This is a genomic window from Salinimicrobium sp. TIG7-5_MAKvit (genome assembly GCF_049569215.1).
Lineage (GTDB): Bacteria > Bacteroidota > Bacteroidia > Flavobacteriales > Flavobacteriaceae > Salinimicrobium > Salinimicrobium profundisediminis.
Genome location: NZ_CP145903.1, coordinates 2904518 through 2931498, shown reverse-complemented (window position 1 = coordinate 2931498; position 26981 = coordinate 2904518). Strand labels below are relative to the sequence as shown.

General features: G+C 41.0%; 26 protein-coding genes. 6 read left to right on the top strand and 20 right to left on the bottom strand.

Annotated features, from left to right (window positions below):
• Positions 1-15 precede the first annotated feature (15 nt).
• Genes phoU through V5739_RS13205 form a run of 6 tightly spaced genes read right to left on the bottom strand, consistent with a single transcriptional unit; the run spans position 16 to position 5425 of the window.
• The gene (gene phoU, locus V5739_RS13230; protein ID WP_266070340.1) at positions 16-699 is read right to left on the bottom strand and encodes a phosphate signaling complex protein PhoU; all 684 of its coding nucleotides are present in this window, start codon (positions 697-699) and stop codon (positions 16-18) included.
• Between the two features lie 11 nt (positions 700-710).
• The gene (gene pstB, locus V5739_RS13225; protein ID WP_266070341.1) at positions 711-1505 is read right to left on the bottom strand and encodes a phosphate ABC transporter ATP-binding protein PstB; all 795 of its coding nucleotides are present in this window, start codon (positions 1503-1505) and stop codon (positions 711-713) included.
• A 1-nt stretch (position 1506) separates the two neighbouring features.
• Positions 1507-2361: a phosphate ABC transporter permease PstA gene (gene pstA, locus V5739_RS13220; RefSeq protein WP_423818540.1), complete on the bottom strand. Its 855-nt coding sequence runs from the start codon at positions 2359-2361 to the stop codon at positions 1507-1509.
• Positions 2354-3232, bottom strand: coding sequence for a phosphate ABC transporter permease subunit PstC (pstC, locus tag V5739_RS13215; RefSeq protein ID WP_266070343.1), 879 nt, complete (start codon positions 3230-3232; stop codon positions 2354-2356). Before pstC ends, pstA begins: the two co-directional genes overlap by 8 nt.
• 48 nt (positions 3233-3280) lie before the next feature.
• Positions 3281-4216: a PstS family phosphate ABC transporter substrate-binding protein gene (locus tag V5739_RS13210; RefSeq protein ID WP_423818539.1), complete on the bottom strand. Its 936-nt coding sequence runs from the start codon at positions 4214-4216 to the stop codon at positions 3281-3283.
• Positions 4217-4225: 9 nt separating this feature from the next.
• A complete protein-coding gene (locus tag V5739_RS13205; RefSeq protein ID WP_423818538.1) occupies positions 4226-5425 on the bottom strand; it encodes a porin in 1200 nt (399 codons plus the stop codon).
• Between the two features lie 298 nt (positions 5426-5723).
• On the opposite strand from V5739_RS13205, the gene V5739_RS13200 reads away from it, so the two are divergent.
• The 4 genes from V5739_RS13200 to V5739_RS13185 all read left to right on the top strand — a co-directional run bounded on the left by V5739_RS13200 (position 5724) and on the right by V5739_RS13185 (position 9462).
• Positions 5724-6404: a TVP38/TMEM64 family protein gene (locus V5739_RS13200; protein WP_423818537.1), complete on the top strand. Its 681-nt coding sequence runs from the start codon at positions 5724-5726 to the stop codon at positions 6402-6404.
• Positions 6394-7638, top strand: coding sequence for a cysteine desulfurase-like protein (locus V5739_RS13195; RefSeq protein ID WP_423818536.1), 1245 nt, complete (start codon positions 6394-6396; stop codon positions 7636-7638). The genes V5739_RS13200 and V5739_RS13195 overlap by 11 nt, the downstream gene beginning before the upstream one ends.
• Positions 7635-8315: a TIGR02117 family protein gene (locus V5739_RS13190; protein WP_423818535.1), complete on the top strand. Its 681-nt coding sequence runs from the start codon at positions 7635-7637 to the stop codon at positions 8313-8315. The genes V5739_RS13195 and V5739_RS13190 overlap by 4 nt, the downstream gene beginning before the upstream one ends.
• An 88-nt stretch (positions 8316-8403) precedes the next feature.
• Positions 8404-9462, top strand: a complete 1059-nt coding sequence (locus V5739_RS13185) for a class I fructose-bisphosphate aldolase (RefSeq protein ID WP_423818534.1) — start codon at positions 8404-8406, stop codon at positions 9460-9462.
• A 281-nt stretch (positions 9463-9743) separates the two neighbouring features.
• Here the strand turns inward: V5739_RS13185 and rimO are convergent, their stop codons facing one another.
• The 6 genes from rimO to V5739_RS13155 all read right to left on the bottom strand — a co-directional run bounded on the left by rimO (position 9744) and on the right by V5739_RS13155 (position 16283).
• Positions 9744-11099: a 30S ribosomal protein S12 methylthiotransferase RimO gene (gene rimO, locus V5739_RS13180; RefSeq protein WP_423818533.1), complete on the bottom strand. Its 1356-nt coding sequence runs from the start codon at positions 11097-11099 to the stop codon at positions 9744-9746.
• Positions 11100-11491: 392 nt separating this feature from the next.
• Positions 11492-12352 (bottom strand): aminotransferase class IV, encoded by an 861-nt coding sequence (locus V5739_RS13175; RefSeq protein WP_423818532.1) that lies wholly within the window; start codon positions 12350-12352, stop codon positions 11492-11494.
• 320 nt (positions 12353-12672) lie between these two features.
• Complete coding sequence (locus tag V5739_RS13170; RefSeq protein ID WP_423818531.1) at positions 12673-13833, bottom strand: iron-containing alcohol dehydrogenase; 1161 nt, start codon at positions 13831-13833, stop codon at positions 12673-12675.
• 16 nt (positions 13834-13849) lie between these two features.
• Positions 13850-14482, bottom strand: a complete 633-nt coding sequence (locus tag V5739_RS13165) for an NAD(P)H-dependent oxidoreductase (RefSeq protein ID WP_423818530.1) — start codon at positions 14480-14482, stop codon at positions 13850-13852.
• A gap of 77 nt (positions 14483-14559) precedes the next feature.
• Positions 14560-15138 carry a TetR/AcrR family transcriptional regulator gene (locus V5739_RS13160; RefSeq protein ID WP_423818529.1) on the bottom strand — a complete coding sequence of 193 codons (579 nt, stop codon included), beginning with the start codon at positions 15136-15138 and terminating at the stop codon, positions 14560-14562.
• Positions 15139-16127: 989 nt separating this feature from the next.
• Positions 16128-16283, bottom strand: a complete 156-nt coding sequence (locus tag V5739_RS13155) for a hypothetical protein (RefSeq protein WP_423818528.1) — start codon at positions 16281-16283, stop codon at positions 16128-16130.
• Positions 16284-16660: 377 nt separating this feature from the next.
• On the opposite strand from V5739_RS13155, the gene istA reads away from it, so the two are divergent.
• Positions 16661-18214 carry an IS21 family transposase gene (gene istA, locus V5739_RS13150; protein ID WP_423818527.1) on the top strand — a complete coding sequence of 518 codons (1554 nt, stop codon included), beginning with the start codon at positions 16661-16663 and terminating at the stop codon, positions 18212-18214.
• 19 nt (positions 18215-18233) lie between these two features.
• Positions 18234-18971, top strand: a complete 738-nt coding sequence (istB, locus tag V5739_RS13145) for an IS21-like element helper ATPase IstB (protein WP_345597689.1) — start codon at positions 18234-18236, stop codon at positions 18969-18971.
• Between the two features lie 850 nt (positions 18972-19821).
• Here the strand turns inward: istB and V5739_RS13140 are convergent.
• The 8 genes from V5739_RS13140 to rpmB form a co-directional block, all read right to left on the bottom strand.
• Positions 19822-21720 (bottom strand): AAA family ATPase, encoded by a 1899-nt coding sequence (locus V5739_RS13140; protein ID WP_423820480.1) that lies wholly within the window; start codon positions 21718-21720, stop codon positions 19822-19824.
• 29 nt (positions 21721-21749) lie between these two features.
• Positions 21750-22241 (bottom strand): AAA family ATPase, encoded by a 492-nt coding sequence (locus tag V5739_RS13135; protein ID WP_423818526.1) that lies wholly within the window; start codon positions 22239-22241, stop codon positions 21750-21752.
• Positions 22242-22735: 494 nt separating this feature from the next.
• Positions 22736-23014, bottom strand: coding sequence for a hypothetical protein (locus V5739_RS13130; RefSeq protein WP_423818525.1), 279 nt, complete (start codon positions 23012-23014; stop codon positions 22736-22738).
• Position 23015: 1 nt separating this feature from the next.
• Positions 23016-24683, bottom strand: coding sequence for an amidase family protein (locus tag V5739_RS13125; protein ID WP_423818524.1), 1668 nt, complete (start codon positions 24681-24683; stop codon positions 23016-23018).
• Between the two features lie 10 nt (positions 24684-24693).
• Complete coding sequence (gene ftsY / locus V5739_RS13120) at positions 24694-25650, bottom strand: signal recognition particle-docking protein FtsY (RefSeq protein ID WP_266068793.1); 957 nt, start codon at positions 25648-25650, stop codon at positions 24694-24696.
• Between the two features lie 127 nt (positions 25651-25777).
• The gene (locus V5739_RS13115) at positions 25778-25930 is read right to left on the bottom strand and encodes a DUF4295 domain-containing protein (RefSeq protein WP_266068792.1); all 153 of its coding nucleotides are present in this window, start codon (positions 25928-25930) and stop codon (positions 25778-25780) included.
• Between the two features lie 7 nt (positions 25931-25937).
• Positions 25938-26120, bottom strand: coding sequence for a 50S ribosomal protein L33 (gene rpmG / locus V5739_RS13110; RefSeq protein WP_093113661.1), 183 nt, complete (start codon positions 26118-26120; stop codon positions 25938-25940).
• Positions 26121-26145: 25 nt separating this feature from the next.
• Positions 26146-26385 carry a 50S ribosomal protein L28 gene (rpmB, locus tag V5739_RS13105; RefSeq protein ID WP_265163121.1) on the bottom strand — a complete coding sequence of 80 codons (240 nt, stop codon included), beginning with the start codon at positions 26383-26385 and terminating at the stop codon, positions 26146-26148.
• Between the last annotated feature and the right edge of the window lie 596 nt (positions 26386-26981).

Below are 26981 nucleotides of genomic sequence, written 5' to 3'. Positions count from 1 at the left end.
ATTTGGAATTTGATTCTAAGAATCTTTCTTTTTTCCGCCTTTTTTCTTCCGGTGCTTTAATACTTCAGCTTCTCTGAAAAAGATGATCTCTTCAGCAATATTCGTAATAAGATCTCCTATTCTTTCCACCTTTTTGATCACCGAAAACAACAGCATCACCTGATCGATCACTTCAGGATTTGCCTTAACTTCTTCAGAAATTATAGCGAAAGATCTCATATTGATATCATTAAGGATCTTGTCCTTTTTAAAGACCTTTCGGGCTACTTTGGTATCTACTTCGGTATAGGCCAGGGTGATATCATCGAGCATAGACAATGCAGTGGTAAACATTTCTTCTACCCGCATCCTTTCTAAGAGTCGGGGTTCAATCTGGGTATCGATCTTTACAATATAATGCGAGATCCCGTAGGCGTGATCGCCCACCCGTTCCAGGTCAAAATTGATCTTTCTAAGGGCCAGCACAAAACGAAGGTCACTGGCTACAGGGTTGTGCAAGGCGATGAAGCGTTCACAGTCACGGTCAATCTTGAGATCGAGGGCGTTCACCCTATTCTCTGTGTGCATCACTTCTTCGGCAAGATCGCCGTCATGGTTAAAAAATGCCTCCTGCGCATTTTCCAGTTGTTTGATGCAAAGCTCCAGCATTTCAAGTCCGGCTTGATTTAATGCATCTCTATGTTGGTCTAAACTGATCATAATCCTGTGGTTTATCCGAATCTACCGGTGATATAATTCTCGGTCTGTTGTTTCTCGGGATTGGTAAATAGCTTCTTTGATTTATCGTATTCTATGAGTTCGCCCATGTAAAAAAATGCGGTGTAATCACTAATTCTCCCGGCCTGCTGCATGTTGTGGGTCACAATCACTATGGTATACTTCTCTTTAAGCTGATAAATAAGTTCCTCGATCTTGGCCGTTGAAATTGGATCTAAAGCAGATGTTGGTTCATCCATAAGGATAATAGACGGTTCTACAGCCAGGGTACGGGCGATGCACAACCTTTGTTGCTGCCCACCAGACAGGGCCAAAGCAGATTTATTGATATCCTCCTTCACTTCATTCCACAAGCCAACCTGTTTAAGGGATTCTTCTACTTTATCCTTAAGAAATGCCTTGTCTTTAATTCCCTGGATCTTTAATCCGTAGGCAACGTTCTCATAGATGGATTTCGGAAAAGGGTTGGGCTTTTGAAAGACCATCCCCACCTGCTTCCGAAGTTGTTCTACATTTACTTTTTTCTTGTAGATGTTCTCGCCGTCAATAAGGATCTCTCCCTCCATTCTAAAGCCGTCAACATAATCGTTCATGCGGTTAAAAAGCCGCAGGAAAGTAGATTTTCCACAACCTGAAGGTCCAATAAACGCAGTGATCTTATTTGCCCTGATGTTCATGTCTATACCTTTGATGGCCATGAAATCATCATAAAAAACCTTCACATCTTTTGCCTGAAGTTTGTGTTTTCTCTTTAAGGTCTTATCTAATATATCTTTATTTTCTTTCATTCTATTTTAATTTACTTTGCCACCTGTTCCTGAAATAGACTGCAATCCCATTTAAAATAAAAGTAATTAACAGAAGGACAATAATGGCTGCGGCTGCATTAACTTCGAAACCGTGTTTTGGGCGCGAGATCCAGTTAAAGATCTGAATGGGTAATACCGAAAATTCATCCATAGGAGATTCGGGCGCAAAAGGAACATAAGCCAGGGCACCAATTACAATAAGAGGAGCTGTCTCTCCCACCGCCCGCGAGAGCGCCAAAATAACCCCGGTAAGTATGCCTCCAAACGATGCCGGCAGCAATTGTTGTGAAACTGTTTGCCACTTGGAAGCTCCCAAAGCAAAGGAAGCATCCCGAATGGATTTTGGAACTGCCTTTAAGCTTTCTCTTGTCGCAACAATCACAATAGGCAGAATTAAAAGGGCAAGGGTAAAACTTCCCGCCAAAACACTGGCTCCCATTTCCATGATTCGCACAAAGACCTCCAGACCAAGTAGCCCGTAGATAATAGAAGGCACCCCGGCAAGGTTGGATATATTAATTTCCAGCAAAGAAGAAAGCCTGCTTTCTTTAGCGTATTCCTCCAGATAAATAGCAGCTGCAATTCCTAATGGCAGGGCGATAATTGTAGTAAAGATAAGGATCCAGACGCTGCCCATAAGCGCAGTATATATTCCGGCTCTCTCTGCTTTTCTCGACGGAAGGCTGGTGATAAAATCCCAATCAATCCTTTGCAGACCATCTATAAGAATGGAACCTATAAAAATGGTGAGAAGAATGAGCCCCAGAAAGGTACAGGCAATACCCCAGAATTTGAAAGCCTGATCTTTTAACCGATTTGTTCTAATGTTATTCATATTTCTCTCTGAATTTTTTCCTTATCCTGTAGCTTATCGTATTCAGAAGGAAGGTGAAGATGAAAAGAGTGATCCCGGCGGCAAATATGGTACGGTACTCTAAAGAACCATGCTGTACATCACCCAGGCTCACCTGTACGATATAGGCGGTAATAGTTTCTACGGGCACTGTAGGATCCATGGTTAATCTTGGTTGCTGCCCTGCCGCTATTGCAACGATCATAGTTTCTCCTATTGCACGGGATATCGCCAGGATGATAGATACTATAATTCCCGAGGAAGCCGCAGGCACCAGTACCCGAAAAGCATTTTGCAGCTTTGTTGATCCCATTCCATAAGCTGCTTCCCGCAGAGAATTGGGTACGGCGTGCAATGCATCCTCACTTAAAGAAGAAATGAAAGGAATGATCATAATCCCCATTACCAGGCCGGCAGACAAAGAGTTGAAACCGGAAAGCCCCGGGATAAACGACTGCAAGAAAGGCGTCACCACGGTAAGAGCAAAAAATCCGTAGACAACCGTTGGTACGGCAGCAAGCAGTTCTAATGCAGGTTTGATCGTTTTTCTGAAACTTCGGGGTGCGTATTCACTAATGTAAATACTGATAGACAACCCAACGGGAACAGCAAAAATGATGGCAATAAAAGAGGTTAACAGCGTACCGGACAATAACGGGAGGATCCCAAAATGTTTTTCGGTGTACAACGGTGTCCATTGCGTATCTGTCAGGAAATCTACAATGGAGACCTCCTCAAAGAACCTTACGGCTTCAATAGAAAGCACCAGTATAATTCCTACAGTTACTGCAATAGTTACCAGGGCACTGCCCAGAAGGCCCTTTTCTATTACCGTTTCTTTTAATTTTCGCATGGAAAAAGGAAAGTAATCCGGCGCATTCAGGTGCCCCGGAAATTTTTATTATTCAGCTGAATTTTCTTTTACGAATGCTGCAAATTTCTCCCTCTCGGCCTGGTATTCTTCCGAAGTAAGGGGAATGTATCCAACATCCTGTAGTAACTGTGGCGCTTCATCAAGATAGAATTCCACAAAATCGATCACCGCAGGATTCTCCAGAGAAGCACTGTTCACATAGATATAGAGAGGACGGGAAAGCGGGGCATAGGTGCCGTTGCTAACAGTTTCTTTTGAAGGCTCTACACAGCCTTCACCGCCATTTACCGGCACCATTTTAAGCTTATCTGAATTTTCCTGGTAATATGCGAGTCCGAAGAAACCCAGACCGAATTTATCACCCGAAACTCCCTGTACAAGCACATTATCGTCTTCACTGGCAGTATAATCTCCCCTGCTACTTCCGCTTTTACCTACGATAGCTTCAGTAAAATAATCGAATGTACCAGAGGCTACTCCTGGTCCAAAAAGGTGAATTTCTTCATCTGGCCATGAAGGATCAATTTGGTTCCATCGCTTGATAGTTCCCTGTGCTGCCGGCTCCCAGATTTCCTTCAACTGTTCCACCGTAAAGCAGGTTACCCAGTAATTTTCGGGGTGTACAACCACAGCGAGACCGTCATAAGCCACTTCAAGCTCTACGAAAGAAATGCCGTTGGATTCGGCAATTGCCTTTTCATCTTCTTTGATAGGCCTGGAAGCATTGGTGATTGCCACTTCGCCCCTGCCAAATTTTTGGAAACCACCACCGGTACCCGAAACTCCTATGGTTACATCAACATCTGGAGCTTCTGCCCTGTATTCTTCAGCAATAGCTTCAGTTACAGGATAAACGGTACTGGAACCATCAATGGAAATGGCATTTTTGGAATCTTCTTTTTTGTTGTTTCCGCAGGAAGCCAGGGAAACAGTTATTGCAGTTAATAAAAGAAATCTTTTCATAATTTGTTTTTATAAATGAAGTTCGAATTGTAATCTGTAAGTAAGATTGTCGTCAAGACCAAGATTAAGGTTGGTATAATTAATATCTGTCTGCACCTTTAGTTTGTGTTTAACGATGTACTTTGAAAGCCCCACGGTGTATTGGTCTTCTACCAGCTGGGTTACCTGGTCATCAAGATCAATGGTAGTATATCTACCCAGTATTTGAATGTTGTTCTTAAACAGGTAACCGGCCTGTACATTGAATCCACTTCCAATGTTCACCATGTCACCGGTCAAAGTGCCATCGGCATTAGTTGCAAAAGCTTCGTCTGCGGCACGATGTGCATATTCAGCCATTGCCGAAATTCCGCGGTATTTAAACATGGCATCTACAAACAATGTGGTGACGTCTGTTTCATAAAGGCCATAATCTGTGACCATATATGAGCCGGAATTGGACCTGGTTCTCACCGCATTGTTGTTATAGTCATAGGATATTCCCAGCGCAAGTTTGGGCGTTGTTTCCCTGGCAAGATCGGCTCCTGTATAATCTGCAAAATCTCCAAAGGGCAATAATTCGAGCCTTCCGGTATATTGCAATCCTCCAATATTTCCTGCTGTAACATTTCTTCCTTCTCCCTGGGCTATAGAAATGGCTTCTCTAATGATGAAATTCCCTCCGGGATAAATTTCGTGGTGCAACTGTATCCCCATATCCCGGTCTATATTGAACCTGCTGTTCACCAGAGAACGATCTACAGTTTCAAGACTTCCGGAAGAAATAATTCGCTCCCTGTTGCCGGGAAGTTTGGTTTGTCCTGCCCAAAGTTCAAAGTTTTCGTAGAAATTCCATTTAACCACTGCATCCAGTATGTACCTGGGGGTATCTCCATTATAGACTGATGCTCCGGAAATATCACGATTGGATAATCCCAGCTCCAGTTTGTATGTAAGTTTTGGCGTGTAAGCGAACCCCTGAAATTTTAAGCGGGCTCTTCTAACCAGGAAATTAGCTTCTGCATCTCCAAAGCCATCATCTTCAGAAATATCCCAGCCAGAAGTAAAAAGGGATTGCATTCTTAAAGAGAAATTTGCACTGTAAGAGCTGTCTTTTGCCACTACATTAACGAGACCTTTTCCAAAAGTATTCTCTGTAAGATCCTGTCCCTGCACATGCAATGAAATTAAAAAGGCTAAAACCGAAAATAGGCCGGTAGTAATTTTCATTATTTCTTAGTTTTTGTCGGCAACAAAGAACAGGATTGAATGTTAAGAGAACGTTATCAGCAGATTACTAATAAGTAAAAAGGTTGCCCCCTAAAGAGCAACCTTACCTCATACATCTAAATCGACAAAAACTAAGATTATATGATTGTGGTTCAAAAATGCGACGTTTTTACCTATTGCGTGTTAAATAAAGATGAAGTAAAGTTTAATTTTTCCCTTGTAAGACGTTAGAATAATATTAATTACTGCGGAGGCTGTTCAAAAAGTAATTAATTTGTAGGTGCATTTAAAACCTGATTTGAGTAAAAACTTTATAAAAAAATACCTGTCCTTTATTCTTAGCGGAAGTATCCTCCTTTTCCTGGTCATTCTGTATTTTACACATCCCCCTTTTCAGGACACAGTAAAAGAAGCCTGGGATGTATTATTGAGTGAAGACAGGGAAAAGATAAAAGATTACGTAAAGCAGTTTGGCGTTTGGGGGCCATTGGCCATTATCGTGTTCATTGTACTTCAAATGTTTCTGATCATTTTTCCTTCCTGGCTCCCTATTATTGTGGGGGTACTGGCATACGGTTTCTGGTGGGGAGTTTTGATCAACCTTATAGGCGTGGGCATAGCTTCTAGCCTGGGATATTATATAGGAAAGCGATTTGAACTTATTAGTGAAAAAAAACAGAAAAAATGGAAGTACTGGATCACGCATTACAGCTCAGGAACTGTAATACTCTTTCGCATCTCCCCGTTTTTCTCAAATGATGCCATAGCTTTTATTGCGGGTATCTTTAAAATGGATTACAAAAAATTCATGATCGCAACTTACGCCGGAATGATCCCTCTTTCCCTGGCTGTAGGATATTTTTCGACCGATATTGATAAACTTGAGAACGGGCTTTATTGGGTTGGTGGCGTAGGCGCCATTCTTTACGCCATTTACATTTATATAGACCATAAAAGAAGAAGAAAACATGCCAAATAATAAGTTTCGTATAAATGAGGTACGGTCGCAGTTCCCGGCTTTAAATTTCAGGAATAAAGAACAGGTATTCCCCATCTATTTTGACGGCCCTGGCGGCACGCAAATGGTGCAGGCCTGCATTGACCGTATGCTGGAATATATTGAAACCGGAATGGCTAACCTGCACGGCACTTTTGCTACCAGTATAAAGACAGATGCTCTTTTAGAGGAAGCTAAACAAGCTGTTGGTGATCTACTGAATTGTTCTGCTGAAGAAGTCGCTTTTGGTCAGAACATGACCAGCCTGGCTTTACAGGTTTCTCACAGCCTTAGACACCTGCTGAAGCAAGGAGATGAAATTGTTGTCACCCAACTAGATCACAGGGCCAATGTAGATCCCTGGATCCACCTGGCAAAAGAGACCGGCGCAACCGTAAAATTCATTTCTGTTGATAAACAAAGTCTCACCCACGATCTTTCAAACCTGGATAAAATTATCAATGAAAAGACCAGGATTGTAGCCATAGGGCTTTCTTCCAACATTACCGGCACCATTAGTGATGCGAAGAAAATTTTTAAGGTGGCAAAAAAGGTAAATGCCATCACCATTGCCGATGCTGTACACGCAGTACCGCATTTTCTGGTTGACAAGCAGGATCTCGACAGCGATATTCTTTTCTGCTCCGCATATAAATTCTTCGGTCCCCACCTGGGAATAGCGGCTATCAAAAAAGCCATTTTTGAGACCCTGGAAATTCCGAAATTACAACCGGCTCCCAATCAAATTCCGTATAAGCTGGAAACCGGAACTCAAAATCATGAAGCCATTGCCGGCCTCTGCGGTGCCATTGGTTTTCTCGAAAGTTTAGGAACCGGCGATACCCGGAGACAGCGATTAAAAGCAGGAATGGAAGCAATAGCCACTCATGAACAGGAATTGATGGATTCCCTGGAGCAATTCCTCGAATCTATCCCTGAAGTAACGCTTTACCGCGCTTCTTCGGAAGTAAAAAAAACCCCGACTTTCGCTTTCAGGATCGACGGAATTCACTCCCGTGAAGCCACGCAATTCTTTGCTGAAAAATTCAACCTCTGCATAGGCGACGGGCATTTCTATGCTTCTACCATGGCCGAAGTTTTTCCGGTAATGGAAACAGGAGGATGGATACGAATAGGATTTGCTCCATACAATACCCTCGATGAAATAGAAATTTTCAAAACAGCATTAAAGGAGCTGCTGCAAAGGAAAATATGAAGATCCTGGAGAGGATCATAAAGTTCTTTGCCAAAGGGCTGCTCGCCTTTTTATTGCTCATGCTGCTTTACTTTGTATCGGCCGTTATAGGTTCGGTGATCCCGGTCAATAAAGATCAGCCGCAGGGAGGAGATATCACCATCTACCTTCGCACCAACGGCGCACATACCGATTTTATTTTTCCGGTTGAAAACGAGATCATGGACTGGGAACAGCTGGTCTCTCCCCAACATATCCCCTCAAAAAGGGCAAATTTTGAATACATTTCCTTTGGCTGGGGCGATCTCGAATTCTATCAAAATACTCCCGAATGGAGCGACCTCAGCTTTCCAACAGCCATGAAAGCGGTCTTCCTGCCCACTCCTTCGGCTATGCATGTCACTTTTGAGCCGATGCCAAGATTCACTCAGCCTATTATTGCTGTAGATATTTCTGAAGAACAATATCGCGACCTGGTAAGTTATGTGGCTAAGAGCTTTGAACTTAACGCTGCAGGTGGGGTGATTCCCGTAAGAGATCTTCATTACAATCAAAATGATGCTTTCTTTCATGCAAAAAGATCTCTAAATTCTTTCTACACCTGCAATACCTGGATCAATAACGGTCTCAAAAATGCCAATTTAAGGGCCTGCCTCTGGACGCCTTTTGACGACGGAATTTTTTACCAGTACCGCTGATTTTATACATATTTTAAGAAGCGCCAGCAAAGCCTTCTTCCTTAAAAATCTTAACTTCAGACTCATAGCCAATAAAAACCCTCTAATTATGAGTTATATAAATAAGATCACAGAAATTCTTGGAGATGATGCTTCAAATTTACTGGAGCATACTAGCAAAAAGATCCCAAAAGAGAGATTGACCGTTCCGGGACCTAATAGTGTCGAAAATTTTGCTGAAAGTGACCGCAGCCCCCAGGTTTTGAAAAGTCTGGCGCAGTTGTACAATCACGGTGCCCTTGGCGGTACAGGATACCTCAACATTCTTCCTGTAGACCAGGGGATTGAGCACAGTGCCGCAGCTTCTTTTTACAAGAACAAAGATTATTTTGATCCCGAAAACATTGTCAAACTTGCTATTGAAGCGGGTTGTAACGGGGTTGCCTCCACTTTTGGCGGCCTGGCTTTACACGCGCGTAAATACGCCCATAAAATTCCATTTGTGGTAAAGATCAACCACAACGAACTACTCACCTATCCCAATAAATATGACCAGATTCCCTTCGGAAGCGTGAAAGAAGCCTGGGACATGGGCGCGACGGCAATTGGCGCTACTATTTACTTCGGAAGTGAAGAAAGTACAAGGCAAATTCAGGAAGTAGCAGCAGCTTTTGAGGAAGCACATCAACTGGGAATGGCCACAATTCTTTGGTGCTACACCCGAAATTCAGCCTTCAAAAAGGACGGAAAAGATTACCATTCTGCCGCCGATCTTACCGGGCAGGCCAACCATATTGGCGTTACTATCAAGGCTGATGTTATCAAACAAAAACTGCCCACCACCAATTTCGGATTTCAGGACATCAACTTTGCCAAACATTCCGAAGAAATGTATGAAAGCCTTTCTACAGATCATCCCATTGACCTGTGCCGCCTGCAGGTAGCGAACTGCTACATGGGCAAAATCGGACTCATTAACAGCGGCGGTGGCTCAGAGGGCGACTCAGATTTTAAGTCAGCAGTAAAAACAGCTGTGATCAACAAACGCGCCGGCGGCAGCGGATTAATTATGGGCCGGAAAGCATTTCAGCGGCCGTTAAAAGATGGCGTTGAGATTTTAAGAAGCGTTCAGGAGGTTTATTTGACGGAAGAGATAAGTGTTGCTTAGTATTGAGAAATTAGTATTGAGTATTGAGTTTCAGTTGTTAGTTAGCTCGCAGACCTGCAAGGTTTCCAAAACCTTGTAGGTCTTACGGGAACTTTTAAATACTATTAAACACCACAAACCTAACAGGTCTTTGAGACCTGTTAGGTTTAAAATTTTACTTCAAAAAATTTATTCGTGGATTCGTGGCAAAAATCCTGTTTAAGAAAACAGAAAGTCAAATAGCTTTTCAGGTTTAGCCCCTGTATTAATTCTAATTTGTACTTCTAAAATCTACCTTCTAATTACTGGATCACTTTTTTAAAAAGTTCCTTCCGCTTTGGTTTCTCCACATTCACATTCACCGGTTCTCCAAAAAGGTCAAAATCGGCGGCATCTGTGATCTTTACTTCGTAAAACTCTCCTGTCTTCAGGTATATTTTGGTAGCATCGATCAGCACTTCATTATCAACATCGGGGGAATCATGTTCGGTTCTTCCCACGTAGTTTTCGCCTTCTTTCCGGTCAATAACAACGTTGAAGGTCTGCCCTATTTTCTGCTGATTCAGTTCCCAGGAGATCTGCGACTGAATTTCCATGATCTCATTGGCTCTTTCCTGCTTTACCTCCTGTGGCACATCGTCTTCAAGATTGTAAGCATGCGTATTTTCTTCGTGCGAATAGGTGAAACAGCCCAGGCGCTCAAAACGCATGTCTTTCACCCACTGCTTCAGCTCTTCAAAATGAGCTTCAGTTTCTCCGGGATATCCTACAATAAGTGTGGTTCTAATTGCCATTTCTGTCACCTTAGCACGGAATTCCTTCAGCAAATTCGTTGTTTTTTCATGGGTGGTTCCGCGGCGCATAGACTTCAGCAAATCATCCGAAATATGTTGCAACGGAATATCCAGATAGTTACAGATCTTAGGCTCCCGCTTCATCACCTCCAGTACATCCATAGGAAAACCTGTTGGGAAAGCGTAGTGCAACCTGATCCATTCAATTCCCTCCACCTTCACCAGGTTTTCAAGAAGTTCGGCCAGATTTCGCTTTTTATAGAGATCGAGTCCGTAGTACGTCAGATCCTGCGCAATAAGTATAAGTTCCTTCACGCCCTGGGCAGCAAGCTTGCGGGCTTCCTCTACCAGGTTCTCGATAGGAGTGGATCTGTGTTTCCCGCGCATGAACGGAATTGCACAAAAAGAACACGGCCGGTCACAACCTTCGGCGATCTTGAGGTAAGCGTAATTCTTTGGAGTCGTGGTTAAACGTTCCCCAATAAGTTCGTGCTTGTAATCGGCTTCAAGAGCGGCAAGCAGTTCAGGCAATTCGGTAGTTCCGAAATATTGATCCACATTGGGGATCTCCTTAACAAGATCGGGTTTGTAGCGCTCGCTAAGACATCCGGTAACAAAAACTTTATCAACTTCTCCCTGCTCCTTCAGTTCTACATACTCTAAAATGGTATTTACAGACTGCTCTTTTGCATTGTCAATAAAGCCACAGGTGTTGATCACCACGATATTCCCCTCCTGCTCATGCACCACATCTTTGTTGTTCGCCTTCAGCTGGCCCATAAGCACCTCGCTGTCGTAGACGTTCTTACTGCAGCCAAGGGTGATCACGTTGATCCTGTTCTTTTTTAATGACTTTGTTCTCATACTTCAATTTTTCATCGTCAAACCTCACAGGATTCCAAAACCTGTGAGGTTTTGAGAAAAGAGGCTCTTCAAAGCGGCTGCAAAGATACGATCAAAAATGAGAAATATATCATGTTACAACTTAAGCTTTTGAATTAAGAATCATTTGCAGATTTCTGATTTCCTGAAGATTAGGATCTGGTAATTTCTACCCCTTTTTAATCCGGTAATTTAGCGCAGATTTGGCAGATTTCACAGATGCAGGTATCGATAAGGGATTATGTCTAAATTTAAAATTTTGAATATTTAAATCCTGAATCCCCTCCCACCCCGACCTGCGGCCACCCCACCGGAGCAGGGGACTAAAATTTTTTGAATTTGGGGCTTGTTTATTGCTGTTTAAAATATAGTAATTAACCTCTGGTTCTTTTCAAAAATTCCTCCTGAAGCCGTGCCGTAATTTGCCCTTTTTGAGAGGTAAAGATTTCCTTTCCTTTTAGATGTAACGATGAAACTACGGTGATTTGGGTGGTGGTACCGGTGAGGAAGACCTCTTCAACTTCTGAAATCCTTTCCAGCGCAAGGGCCTCTTCTTTATATCCAATTCCCAGGTCCCGGCATATTTCCAGAACAACCTTACGGGTGATGCCAGAGAGAATGTGAGGGCCTTCGGGATGTGTGAAGACGATTCCTTTGCTTACAAAAAAAGCAGTTGAATGGGAACCTTCGGTAAAATAACCATCCCGCACCAGTAGGTTTTCGTTATAGCCATCTGAAATTGCGTCATCCTTCATCATGGTATTCGCCAGCAGTGCAGTAGATTTTATATCACAGCGTTGCCACCTGAAATCTTCAGAAACCATAACTTTCCACCGTTTCCCGCTAAAATTCTCCAGCTCCACCGGGAAAGCATACATTAAAAAATTGGGTTTGGGATTATCAGGAAAATAATGGTTTCGCGGTGCAGCACCACGGCTAATCTGAATGTAAACCGCAGCATCTGAAGTTGCCAGTCTGGAGCGGGAGATGGCTTCCAGCATAAGAGGTTCTAAAATGCTAATATCGAATGGAATTTTTATTTGTTCCAGGCAATACTTCAGCCGGTCCAGATGATCCTGCAGCCGAAAGGGTTTGCCGTGGTAAAATGGCGTGACCTCGTAGATGCCGTCCCCAAACATAAAACCCCGGTCAAATACCGAAACCGTCGCTTCCTGTGGCGGCATCCATTGACCATTCAGGTAAACCTCTGCCAGATAGGTTTTTTTGTTTTTCATTGCGGATTAAATATGCGGCCCCTTCGGGGTCGTTGCTAACTGGATTGTACAAATCTAGAAATATTTGACCCCTTCGGGGTCTAATCAACAATATTATTGAAACATTCATTTCAATGAAAATGTTTGACCCCGAAGGGGTCGTACGGCCAATCATCAAAAAAGCCTTCTGTTTGCACAGAAGGCTTTTGGATATGTGAAAATATCAATCTTTACGATCGTTATTGGGAATTACAGGAGTTTAACTTACGAAGGATTTTATCCTAAATCCTTCGGGATTGGATGCCATTCCTAGTGGAATTGGGCTTCCTGTAAATGCCTTTCTAATAGGCCATTTTTACGATCTCTTCTACATTGGCGGGGGTGAGGGACTGGTGTTCACCCAGGCCTGTCCAGCCTCTGTCGGTGAACCTTTTGTTGATCTCTTCGGCAGTACCCTGGTAATCTTCGGTATAGGCTGACAATTTGGTGTCAATGCCCATCTGATTGAAGAATGCTTCAGTCCTGTCTATAGCGGCCGAGGCTTTGTGATCTACAGAACTTTCGGTGATGTTCCAGACCCTTTCGGCATACTGCGCCAGTTTTTCTTTCTTGGCCTCAAAGTTGAACCTGTAATGACTCGGTGCAATCACCGCAAGGGTGCGGGCATGATCAATTCCATAAAGAGCGGTGAGCTCGTGGCCCATCGCATGCACAGCCCAGTCTGTAGGTACACCTTTTTGAATGAGTCCGTTAAGGGCCATGGTGCAGCTCCACATGAAATTTGACGCCGCAGTATAATCTGAAGGATCGTTCAAAATCTTTGGCCCAACCTCAATAAGCGTCTGCATAATGCTTTCAGCAAACCTGTCCTGCAAATACGCGCCGCTGGGATAGGTCATGTATTGTTCCAGCACGTGGGTAAACGCATCGGTGATGCCGTTAACGAGCTGGCGCGATGGGATGGACTTTATCACTTCCGGATCGAGAATAGAGAACACCGGAAACAATCCCGGGCCGCCCATGCCCAACTTCTCTTTGGTTTCCTCGCGGGTAATTACGGCACCCGAATTCATTTCTGAACCCGTGGCAGGCAACGTAAGCACCGTACCAAAAGGCATTGCTTTAGTAGTTGGCACTTTCTGCGTTAGGATTTCCCATGGTTCATCTCCTTCATACAAAGCTGCAGAGGCCAAAAATTTTGTTCCGTCTATGACCGATCCTCCTCCCACAGCCAGCAGGAACGTGATATTCTCTTCCTTAATCACCTTTAGGGCTTTCATCAGAACTTCATATTCGGGGTTTGCAGGAATGCCACCAAACTCTACTACTTCAAAGCCGGAAATTGCCTCCTTTACCTGCTCGTAAATTCCGTTGCGTTTAATACTTCCGCCGCCATAAAGCATGAGGATTTTGGCATTTTCGGGAAGTTCTTCTTTCAGTTTAGGTATCTGCCCTTTTCCGAAGATAATTTTCGTAGGGTTCTTAAAATCAAAATTTCTCATAAATAGTTTTTCAGGATTAGTCAAGAACTGTGATCAAATCTTCTTTGGGTTTGCGCACCTTGGCCAAACCGGCAAGCCAGTCATTATCAGTATCGCGATAGCCAAGCGGCAGGATCACACAGCTCTTAAGCCCTTTTTCGCGAAGGTTGAGGATCTCATCAAGAGCGGCCTCGTCAAAACCTTCCATTGGCGTGCTGTCTACCCCTTCAAAAGCAGCGGCAGTAATAGCCTGTGAAAAGGCGATATAAGCCTGGCGGGCAGCGTGATTGAAGTTTTCGGCAACTTCCCGTTGCGGATAATGGCCAAGCAACTTCTGGCGGTAATTCTCAAATCCTTCATTTTTGAAGCCGCGTACCTCGTTGGTATGGTCAAAAACCTTGTTGATACGGTCTTCGGTATAAGTATCCCAGGCAGCAAAAACGAGCAGATGTGAACAATCGGTCACTACCGACTGGTCCCAGGCGATAGCCCTTATCTTTTTCTTAAGCTCGGGGTTTGTGATCACCAGGATCTCGAAAGGCTGCAATCCGCTGGAAGTTGGGGCCAGCGAAGCCGCTTCTAAAATAGCATCGATCTTTTCCTGTGGCACTTTCTCGCCGTTCATTGCTTTGGTGGCGTAGCGCCAATTGAGTTTATCTAATAATTCCATAGTTTTGATTATATATTAATGAATGTTCATTCTTTTTTTGACGGAAAAAAATTTCCCTGCTTCTTACTTCTGAAAAATTAAAGTTTAATAGCGTCCCAGGCTGCGGAATAAGCCCTTTCAAGCGCCGGTTTATCTACTTTGCACCAGCCTTTCATCTCGGTGTTGAGAAGAAAGCTGATGGGATAAACTGTAAAAGCATATAAAATAAAAGGCGAAAAAGGTTTCACAAGGCCTTCCTCTTTACCACGCTCCCACAGCGCAATAAGCGGTTGCAGGTGCTTTAGGCCTTCCTGCCTGCTCTCTTCATCTATCATGGGCGTGTTATCGCATTGGGAAAGGAACATGGCATGGTCAACCTCTTTTAGTTTAAAAGTGGCAATGTTCATCCAAATCTTTTTAAACCCCTCTTCTACCCCCATATTGGGCTCATAATCTTTGAAAGCGCAATTGCTGAAAGAACTTTTCACCTCAATATATGCCTGATTTGCCAAATCCTGCTTATTCTTAAAATACAGGTAAATGGTGGCCGGGGAAACATTGGCCATTTTGGCAATTTTAGACATGGGAGTTGCGTGGAAACCGTTATTGTTTACCAGGCATATAGTTGCTTTTAGCAAAGCATCGCGCTTTATCTGACTTTTTGAAACTGTTTTCATATTCAATTGAAGGGCAAAGATACAAAAAAAGAATGAACGTTCATTTTTTAATGATTTAATCTGAATCTCTGCTTTATTTCTGCGGAAGAATTGAAGAAAACGGAGATTTAAATCCCTTCTGAAAGCTCTGAAGAGAAAATTTCCCTCTTGGCGGAAGCAGATTGCGGCTTTACCAACTGCTGAAGTATCTCCACTACCCCGGAAATATGAGGTGTCAAAAATGGCATTTTTGGAACCCTATATTGAATATTACGCTAACAAAGCAAAGGCCACGAATACACAAATATTTTTTATTTACTCTGCTCTATGTTTATCAGCTGAAGATTTTTCACCAAACCTTCTGATCAATGAGCACTTTTTAAACCAGGTTCATCATTCCTGTTCCTCTTTTAGCCACGAATTCACAAATATTTTTTATGTATTACTCCTCTTAAGCTTTTCTATAAACTTTCTGAGCACTGAGCACTTTTAAATACTGGCTCATTATTCCTGTTCCTCTTTTAGCCACCAATACACGAATATTTTTTATGTATTATTCCTCTTAAGCTTTTTTAATCAAACTTTCTGAGCACTGAGCACTTTTTAAACCAGGTTCATCATTCCTGTTCCTCTTTTAGCCACCAATACACGAATATTTTTCATGTATTATTCCTCTTAAGCTTTTTTTAATCAAACTTTCTGACCACTGAGCACTGAACACTGATCACTTTTTAATCCGGGTTCATCATTCCTGTTCCTCTTGTAGCCAACAATACACGAATATTTTTTATGTATTATTCCTCTTAAGCTTTTTTTAATCAAACTTTCTGACCACTGAGCACTGAACACTGATCACTTTTTAATCCGGGTTCATCATTCCTGTTCCTCTTTTAGCCACGTATAAAATTACATAATTTTAGGGCAGGTTTAAATTCCTGGTGCTTGTAGCTGTTCTGGTTTTTTCCCGGTTGAAAATATTCCAAAATCACGTATTCCCTATACCAGCGCCCTTATTGCTCTCTGAAGTACAATTTCCCGCTCAAGAACAGCAGGACTAAAGGAAGAAGGGCCACCGGACCGTATTCTTCCCTTTCCAAAATGCTCACAATAACGAGAATTACAGCAATCGTGGCGATCATTAAGCTATCAAAGGTGTTTTTTGTCATTTTTGATGGGGATATAATGTTTCAAATAACTTATTTTCTTCATTGTAAGCAGCTCTTAACTCGTCTACAATTAATTTAATATTTAATCTTCATAAATAGTATGAATACCGACGTCACGTCTATCAAAAGGGGTATGTAGGAAGACTTTACTTCCAGTTGAATCAACTGTTTGTTATGGAAGTAAATTTAAGGTGGCTATTTCGGTTCGAATTGTGCCAGTGATTTCGGTCGGTTAGTGCCAGGTATTTCGGTTTGAATTGTGCCACTTTTTGGCAATACTGAAAGTCATAACGGCTCAAATTGTGCCAGTCGTATCGGTTCGTTTTGTGCCACTTTGAAAGATCAAGTAATATCTTGTTGCAAAACTGTAATAAGATATGGCCAACACCCTTGATCCGATGGACTTAAAACAAATTATTACCTTGAGCCTGGATGGTTTTAGCAATCGTAAGATAGCTACCACTCTAGGCATCTCCCGCAACACGGTCAACAGCTATATGAAATTTTTCACGGCCAGTGACTATTCATTTAAAGAACTACTTTCCTTTGACAATGCACGTCTGAGTGCGCTTTTTCCTTCACATACTACTATTGATAATGAGCGGCATGATGAACTGATGCTATATTTTGAGGGGGTCAATAAGGCCCGGAATCATCCTGGGTTTACTTTTCTGTACCATTATCAGGAATATGCGCAGCAGGCTTCCCAGCCGTACAGCTATACGCAGTTTATGGAGCATTATCGGCGTAAATATGCCAAGGTCAAAGGTTCCATGAAACTCGAACATGAAGCCGGTAATGAAATGTACATTGACTATGCGGGTAAAAAATTACATGTCGTTAATAAAGAAACCGGAGAAGTCATTCCTGTAGAGGTATTTATAGCAATTCTTCCCAACAGCCAGTATACTTACGTAGAGGCTAGCTTAAGCCAAAAACGGGAGGATCTTATTACTTCTTGTGGTAATGCATTACAGTTTTATGGAGGTGTTCCAAAAGCCATAGTCTCAGACAACTTAAAATCTGCAGTGACCAGAGCCAGCAAATATGAGCCGGAGATCAATCGGAGCTTTAAAGATTTTGCTCGCCATTATAACTGTGTGATCAATCCCACCCGCAGTTATGCACCGCAGGATAAAGCTCTGGTGGAGAATGCAGTGCATCTTGTTTATCAGCGTATTTACTATCCCCTGCGGGAGATGACCTTCTTCTCTTTACAGGATCTAAACCGGGAGATAAAGCGCTTACTTGTTGGCTATAATAATCTACTGTTCCAGCGAAAGGAAGCCAGCCGTAGAGAACTGTTTCAATCAGTAGAACGTGAGTACTTAAAACCCCTGCCAACATCTGCCTATGAAATCAAAGACTATAAACGGGCAAAGGTGCAAAAGATGGGATATGTATACTTCTCTCCAGATAAAAGCTACTACAGTGTTCCCTACCGCTACATCGGTAAAAAGACCCTGATCCATTATACCAAAACTGTGGTCGAGGTTTATTACAATCACGTTCGAATAGCCCTGCATCATCGAAATCCAAGTAAAGGAAGCTACAATACAAATACAGATCATTTAAGTAGCACCCATAAAGGTTATACCTCCTGGAGTCCTGAATACTTTAAAAACAAAGCCGCTCCTCACGGAGCTCACGTAGTGAATTGTGTAGAAAAGATACTTGCTGACAGTGAGTATCCTGAAACAGGCTATAAGCGGGTGATGGGCCTTATCCAGCTCCATAAGTCTTACGGTTCTAAAAGACTTGATAATGCTTGTAAAAGAGCTTTACAGGCAGATGCGACTTCTTATATGCGTATCAAGAATATCCTAAAGAACAACCTTGACCAAAGCTCTCTTTTTTATCAGGATCTTGAAGAAGATAAAACTCATATCCCATCCCATCAAAACATCAGAGGTGCCGCTGCTTATCAATAAATCATTTTAATCCAGAAATATGAATAACAATCAGACTATTGAAAAATTAAAACAAATGCGACTGGGGGCTATGGCTCAGCTACACCTTCAGCATGTAAAGAACAACCAATTAAACGATATCACTGCCGATGAATATCTGGCACTACTCACAGACCATGAGTGGGAGGATCGCCAGAACCGGAAGATAGATCGTCTTTTTAAACAGGCAAACTTTAGGCAGAAAGCAAGTCTTGCTGAAGTGAACTATTCTTCCAATCGTAACCTCGACAAGAACATGTTTGTTCGTCTGGGATCCCTGGATTTTATAGCTAAAAAGGAAAACCTTATACTGACCGGTGCCTCCGGAGTAGGCAAAAGTTATTTAGCACAGGCCTTAGGTCATCAGGCCTGCATGATGGAATATAAAACCATCTACTCAAACACTGCCCGTCTATTTAAGAAGTTAAAACTCAGTAAAATTGATGGAACCTATCTCAAAGAATTAAATAAACTACTTAAAGCAGATCTGCTCATCCTTGATGATTTTGGACTTCAAGCCTTCGACAATCATGCAAGAGAGACCTTAATGGATATAATCGATGACCGATACAATAAAACATCTACCATATTATCCTCTCAAATACCGGTATCTGCATGGTACGATATTATAGGGGAAGGAACTATTGCTGATGCAATCCTGGACAGGATAGTAAACTCCTCACATAGGATAGATCTCAAAGGAGAATCATTAAGAAAAGGAGTTCTGAAAAACGAGTAACATTAATTTTTTATATAATTGCATGATCTTTTAAAGTGGCACTGTTTGAACCGAAATCAGTGGCACGGTCCTTCCGAAATAGCCATAAGGGAACAGTTCTTAAAATACCATTTTTGGATAAGCATTGTTGGCAAGAGGCATTAGTCAATTAAAATACTTTCGACCTCATTCTGTAAAGGTATTTCTGTGTGAATAATATCTAACATCATAATTTTCATAAATTCTTTCTTAGCTAGTCCTGTTTCTTTAGTATTTGAATAAAAAAATCTGCCAATTTCTGAGCTTTCATTTTTAAAATCTCTTTTTGTTCTTCAATATTAGCTAAAGTAGACACTTTGTTATAATCCATTAATTCAATTTTTGAATTTGAAATAGCTTTTCATGAATTTATTTTAATTGATGGTATATCGATTCCATTAGCTTTAATTGTAATATCCAGCAACGATATCTTGTCGTCCTTTAAATAAAAATCAAGGGTATCAATAAATGATCTCTGCAAAGCAATTTTTTCAATAATATCCTTATTAGTTTCAGTTAGTTCCTTATTGATTGAGGAATAAATTTGATTAATATAATTTTCGTCTTTTCTATTCTCATTCCAATTATTGATATAGAGCTATTAAAATTCCGATCACTATTGGTATTATCTCTTTAACAAAGGCTTTTAAATATTTTTTCATTTATTTTAAAATGGAAGTTTTGTAATTGTCGCCAATGGCTACGGTTATTGCAAGTTGTGGGAGTAGGGACGCGGATTTGCCGGCTTAACCTTTTTCTTTCCTGGTTTCTAAAATTACTCTATTTCTTCTAAACCCGTTATTTGCGATGAACCGATGTTGGCTGCTGGTGTTTAAACGGAATAAACTTCTTCAACTCCAATACTTTTTAGTAATGCTTCATACTGATCTTGATCTTTCTCTTCAATTTTATTTAGAATAAATTGAGCAGTTTTTTTCATTTCTGGAACATCGATCGGCATCATACTTCTCTCAAATAATCCTTCTAGGTGCGAATATTCATTATTGATTCTATCTGTCATTGAAGCAGCTTGGCTATTATCTCCAAAGAATCTTTTTAGTTTATCATCCCTTTCGACAGCATTAGGATATTTGTAAAATAAGAATGCTTCTAAGAATTTTCTTGTGTTGTTGGCAAAATTATAGAATAAACTATGTTCTGCAGTATCTGATTCTGTTTTAGCGCATTGATAAATTTGATGAAAGAGAAAATTAAATTCTGTTACGTAATCTTTTAGATATTTTGGCATATCGCAGATTTTACTTTCATCATTTTCCCTTGTAATAAGAAAGTAATGACTAAATTCTTTTATCAGAGCTTTTGGTAATCTTTTTAGGTATTTTAAAAAGTCTAAATTGTGTGTGGAGATAAAAATTTGTTCAAATTTATCATTAACTATTATTTCTGAGTTGATTAGGCTGTAAACAAAGAAAATATGGTTTGAATCTAAACTGGAAATTGGATCATCTATCCAAATTATTGGTTTTGTCCCCTTGGTTTCAACATCATCCAATTTGGCCATAAAATAACAAAACGCTATCAAACTACACTCTCCTTCACTCAAGTGATGAGCTTTTTTACCGTCTCGTATGATTTCGAATTTTATCTTTTTTTCTTCGTTCTCGTCTGGATGCTCAACAGCTTGTAGAGTTAAAAATTCGTGACCAAAAAAATTATTTAAAAACTCGTTTACCTTTAAAGCACCTTTTTCTTCATCATTCATCAATCTTTGCTTATCTAGGATTAATGTTTTTAAATCTTCAATTTTATTGAGAATGGCAATTTTTTTTGCTTTATCGGTCTCGAAAATTGATTCCAGTTCATTTATCGTTTCTAATTCTTCATCATATTTTATTGTTTCAAGAAAATCAAAAACTTCTTTTAATCTTAAATCTTCCTGAGCTTGTAATTGATCTTTTTTAAGAGAAGAAGAATAGTTGTTCGATTCTGTTCGGAGTTTATTGTATAAGTTTTCTAACCAGATTAACCTATTTGCACTAGTTGTAAAAGCTGTAATTTTTTTAGGATTTAGAATATCATTTTTTCTCTCCTTTAAATCCTTCTTTAGTAAATCGAACTCGTTGTGAACTCTTGATATTATATTAATTTTAATTCTTTCTAGCTGTTCTAACTTGTTATCAAATTTACTGTAGAACTTATTCTTGTCAATTTCGAGGTAATTATCTAATTGCTGTTTTTCAAGTTCGATTGATCTTATTAATTGATCTATTTCTGATTCTAATTTATCTGATTCTTCATCAAAATGTTTATCTAATTTCCCCCATCTTTCATCTGAAATTTCGTTCCCGCAAAAGGCACATTCTTGTAACTTATTTTCGTGTAATTTTTTTCCTTCTTTGACCCATCTATTAAGAATACTATCTTTTACTAATTCTGTAATTCTATCGGAATCCCCAACCTTTCTTTCTAAAAGTTCTTTTGTCTGAATTAATATTTCATCAAATTTGGTTTTGTAGAATTGAGGATCAGGAATTGCTGGTTTTATTTTTTCCTCTAGTAATATTAGCAGTTCTTTACTTTTGTCATTTCCAATTCTTTGAAAATCTTCTTTTTGAACGGACTTAATATCTTTTTCTAATTTGGAAATTGAATAATTTTGATCACCGAATTTAGCTGGTTGATATTTTATTCCAACTTTTCTATCAGTTGCTTTGTCGCTTAATTGAGCATTTAATTTTTTTGATTCTCGTCCAAAATTATCTTGACTGATTTTTAATTGCTCTTTTGCTTTTTTATAGTCTAAATAAGTCCTGTTTCTTTTTCTTCCTCATCATTACCTAATTCCTTTTTTAGATCTATAATCTCAGTCTCGAGCGAACTATTTCCTCCCAAAATTGCAAATGGCAAAACACTATCTTCGGGATTAGAAATAAACTTTAAATTTTCTTTGATAAAATCTTCATTGAAAACTCTAATCTTTCTTTGATGTTCTGTTAACTTAGATTGAGAAATATCTTCCCCATCCTCAAAACTTACTAGGAATTCTGGGTTTTCATATTTATCAGAAATAGCACCAACTTCAAGTGATCTTAAAATCCTGGAAAGAGTGGTTTTCCCGGAATAATTTCTACCATATAAAATATTGATAGGTTTGAAATTAATCACATTATTACCTTTATCCCTCAAATTACTATCCCAGTCGAAACTTTTAAAGACAGCGAGATTTTTAATTTCTTTGATTTTTTTAATCATCAAATAGAAGTTTATTTTTTTCTGAACACTTGCAGCCAACAATTTATTTCACAACAAGAACTTGCTATTATCCACCGTCTATAAGGGATCATAACAAACCTGCTGCTGCTTCAGTAAAGCTATTAAATTTTTGTTAAAGAAGCTTACGGGAATCCGTAAAACAGTGCTCATTATAAACCGATTTAGGAAGATAGTTGATAAATTATTTCCAAAAATGGCATTTTTGACAGGTGTTTCCGGGGATGGAGGAATTTTCGGCCTTTCCTCCTCTACTTCAGGAAGTTCATAATTTCTTCTTAAAATGAAAGTCTACCGGCGTTAGAAGAGATTTAAAAACCCAGGTGAATTTCAGCAAAAGAACAGGCAGGATTTAGGAGAGAATAGATCAGATTTGCTTCCGGCCAAGGGAATACTTCAGCAGGGATTGGCACCAATAAAAAAGCATGAGACTTCCGAAGAAATGTTAGTTTCAGGAATGATTAAGGTGTCAAAAATGGCATTTCAGAAGAGGATTTTTCCGAAGTAATAAAAATCTAATTCACTATTTGCTGCTGCACCCATACGCTGAAAGAGGTTTCGTAAGCCCGGGTGATGATGATCACTGCCGCGCCTATACCTACCAGCCACCACGAATAATTATTGCGTTTGATTTGCAGCCCGGCAATAGCGCCAAGAATGAGGAATGGAAGCATTAAAAGCAGGTTGGGCACGAGCCAGGAGCCGCCAAAAATGATGACTGCTTTCATGACTATAAAAAAGATGCTGTAAATAAGGATGATCTTGGTGAGGATCTCCAGGTTGCGTTGTGACATATTACCTGTAATTCTTTGGGGGCTTGCGGGCATAACTTAGCTGCTCAAAAGCATAGCCCATGTTTAAAAGCTTTTGTTCTTCAAAAGGTTTGGCGATAAGCGTTATGCTCTTAGGCTCTCCTGAGGCCTCAAAACCCGCAGGAATGGCCAGCGCCGGATATTTAGCCACGGCTGCATGGGCCGCGTGATAATTGTTTATTGACGCCACGGCGTCAAGATTGTGCATTTGCATGGGCACATCAAAAAAGCTTCTTCCTTTATCGCGCAGCTGTGCAGAGATATTTTTAAGACTGGCAGCGCTGGTAGTATCGGCCACAATAGCCTCAAAAAGCTGCTGCCCGTAAGGCGCCCTTAGCAGGCTGTCTTCTTTATTATAGGCCACGATCTCATCTACACTTCTAAATTGCACCTGCTCTCCCGCAGCGGTACTTAAATAGGCTGGAAGATCTTTCTTCATATCGGCGTTTAACAGGGTGAGAAAATTGTCTAATGGCACTTCTTCGGCTTCAAACTCCACTATCACAGCCCCGCCTTCTTTCATGGTTTGCACGGCCTTGTTGTAAATGGAATCCTGCATCAGGGATTTCATTACGCCTATCCTTTTTCCGTTTAAAGCATCGCGGGAAAGACCCTGTGCGTAATCTTCATCTGCCGCGACTGATGCTGCGTCTTTTGGATCTTTTCCGGTAAGGGCGTTGAGCAAAATGGCATTGTCTATAACATATTTTGTCATTGGTCCGGGCGTATCGAGCGTTTCCGAAATTGGAATGATGCCACTGCGACTCAGTAACCCGACGGTCGGTTTTAAACCTACCACCGAATTCTTGGAAGCGGGAGACAGGATAGAACCTGCAGTTTCGGTACCCACGGCAGCCACAGCATAATTTGCGGCAACGGCAACACCACTTCCGGAGCTGGAGCCGCCGGTTTCAAATTGTTTCCTTCCGTAGGGATTTAGAGTTTGTCCACCCACGGCACTATAACCCAAAGGGCAGCCATCACAAAAATAGTAAGCCCATTCACTGAGGTTCGCCTTTCCTAAAATGAGCGCATTATGCTCCTCTAAACGATCTATAATAAAGGCATTTTTGGCAGGTATATTTTCGGCCAGGGCAATGGCCCCGCCGGTAGTGGCGAGATTGGCGGTGTTGATGTTGTCTTTTATAAGCACGGGCATGCCATAAATGGAGTTCTCACTGCCGGGCGGAATATCTCTTTTATCGAGTTCCCTCGCCTGGTTCACCACATTAGGATTCAAAGCGATCACCGCATTTAATGAAATATCATTGTTGCTCTCCAGTTCCCTGATGCGATAAATGTAGAACAGCGTAAGATCCTCATAGCTAAGGCGGCCATTCTTTACCGCGCTTTGCAGCTCGGGGATGCTTCTTTCGAAAATAAGCTGCTTTAAAGACTCGTACTTCCTGGCTGAGAAACCGGCAAGATCTTTTTCAAAAGGCTTCCAGATATCATTCTTGTCCAGGTATTTTGAATTGATAAGCTTAAACCTCATTCTTTCTATCTCATGAGAGGCCTGCTCTTCAAGCCGGGCAGTCTCATCAATCGGCTGCCACACCACAGGTTGTTTAACCGCGGTATCTTCGGCCTTTTTTACGCCACATGACAAAAGACACAGCGGGAGCAAACAAAGAAAGAGGATCTGCTTCATAAGCGCAGTTTTACTTTTTAAAGAAAGAATCTACAAACTCAAATTTATTGAAAACCTGCAGGTCTTCTATGCCCTCTCCTACCCCGATATACTTCACCGGAATTTGAAACTGGTCACTAATACCTATCACCACACCACCTTTTGCGGTACCGTCAAGTTTGGTTACCGCCAGCGAGGTCACCTCGGTAGCTGCAGTAAATTGTTTGGCCTGCTCAAAGGCGTTTTGCCCGGTAGAGCCATCGAGTACCAACAGCACTTCATGCGGTGCATTGTCTACCACCTTTTGCATTACCCTTTTCACCTTAGTGAGCTCGTTCATGAGGTTCACCTTGTTATGAAGACGGCCTGCGGTATCGATGATCACCACATCGGCCTGCTGTTTTACAGCGCTCTGCACCGAATCAAAAGCCACCGAAGCCGGGTCACTGCCCATACTTTGCTTTACAATAGGCACCCCAACCCTGTCGGCCCACACCTGTAACTGGTCTATAGCGGCCGCACGGAAGGTATCGGCTGCACCAAGCACTACTTTTTTTCCTTCTTTTTGAAATTGGTAGGCAAGTTTCCCGATAGTGGTAGTCTTACCCACACCATTCACGCCAACCACCATGATCACATAAGGTTTGGTATCGGCAGGTACGTGAAAGTTGGTAGCTTCTCCCGAATTGGTTTCAGATAAGAGCGCGGCGATCTCTTCCCTTAGTATCCTGTTAAGTTCTTCGGTACCAAGGAACCTGTCGCGGGCCACTCTTTCTTCTATACGTTTAATGATCTTTACGGTAGTACCTACCCCAACGTCACTGCTCACCAATACATCTTCGAGGTCATCGAGTACCTCGTCATCAACTTTAGATTTACCGGCCACAGCTTTACCCAGCTTGGAAAAGAAATCATTTTTTGATTTTTCGAGTCCTTTATCAAGGGTTTCTTTCTTCTCCCGGGAGAACATTTTCTTAAATAAACTCATTGTATGGTCTAATCTTTATTTGAACAATTGGCTCTACTTATAAAAAGGTAGCCGTGGTAAATATACACAAAAACAAAAAGCCGTCCCGATAGCTACCGGGACGGCTTTTGTATATTTTGAAAATAACTTATTTCTTGTTCAGGAAGTCATTTACCATTTCAGGAGCCATAATAGCTTCCACAAATGTATAGGAACCGCTCTTTGGAGACTTTACCATTTTAATGGCTTTAGTTAATCTCTTTGAACCCGTTTGTAATGTTGCTACTGATTTCTTTGCCATGACTTACTTATTTTATTTCTTTATGAACCGTCATCTTCTTTAGGATAGGGTTGAATTTCTTCAACTCCATTCTATCTGGCGTGTTCTTTTTATTTTTTGTTGTAATATATCTTGAGGTTCCTGGTTTTCCAGAAGCTTTATGCTCTGTACACTCTAATATAACCTGAACTCTGTTACCTTTCTTTGCCATTTTACTGCGTCTTAAATGTTAAGGATTACTTGTTTAAAAAACCCTTTTCCCTTGCTTCTTTGATTACAGCCGAAATTCCCTTCTTATTAATATTTTTAATAGCAGAAGTAGACACTTTTAAAGTGATCCATTTATCTTCTTCAGGGATAAAAAAACGTTTTTTAACCAAATTGGCGTCAAATTTACGTTTTGTCTTGTTCATCGCGTGGGAAACATTGTTTCCTACCATTGCTTTCTTACCTGTAAGTTCACAAACTCTTGACATTGCTCTATACTTTAACTCGTTATTTCAAAACAGGCTGCAAATTAACGATTTTTTTACCTAATAGCCAATAGCAGATGAAAATATTTTTTCTGAAGTTTCTTTTTTACGTCAACTCCCGAAATATCTGTCAAAAATGGCATTTTTGGAACTTCTGTCAAAGATCCGTTTTACTTTCTTCGGAAGACCTCCTGCTGAAGAACTGCCTAAGCCAGAAATTTACCTCCAAATTTACTGAAAATGATCTTTCCCCGACGCGGATGGCGCGGATTTGTAATCCGTGACGAGCAACTGTGACAAAAAAAATCTTAGAACACTAAAGGATATAATTACTTAAAAAAAACCTACAAGGTCAAAAAAGACCTTGCAGGTTAGCATCATTTTTAATTCAGAAAAAAAAAGAAATATTCGTGAATTCGTGGCAGGTTTAGAATCACGATGGCGCGGATTTGTAATCCGTGTCGATTAAAATTATTGCATCTGTGACAGCTCTTTCAATTAACAATGAGCAGGAAGGGTTGGGTCGGAAATGGTGCGCAGCGCGCAGGATGTAGTCACAGCACCCATATTTCGTCCCTAACGGGACGATGCTTCCATTC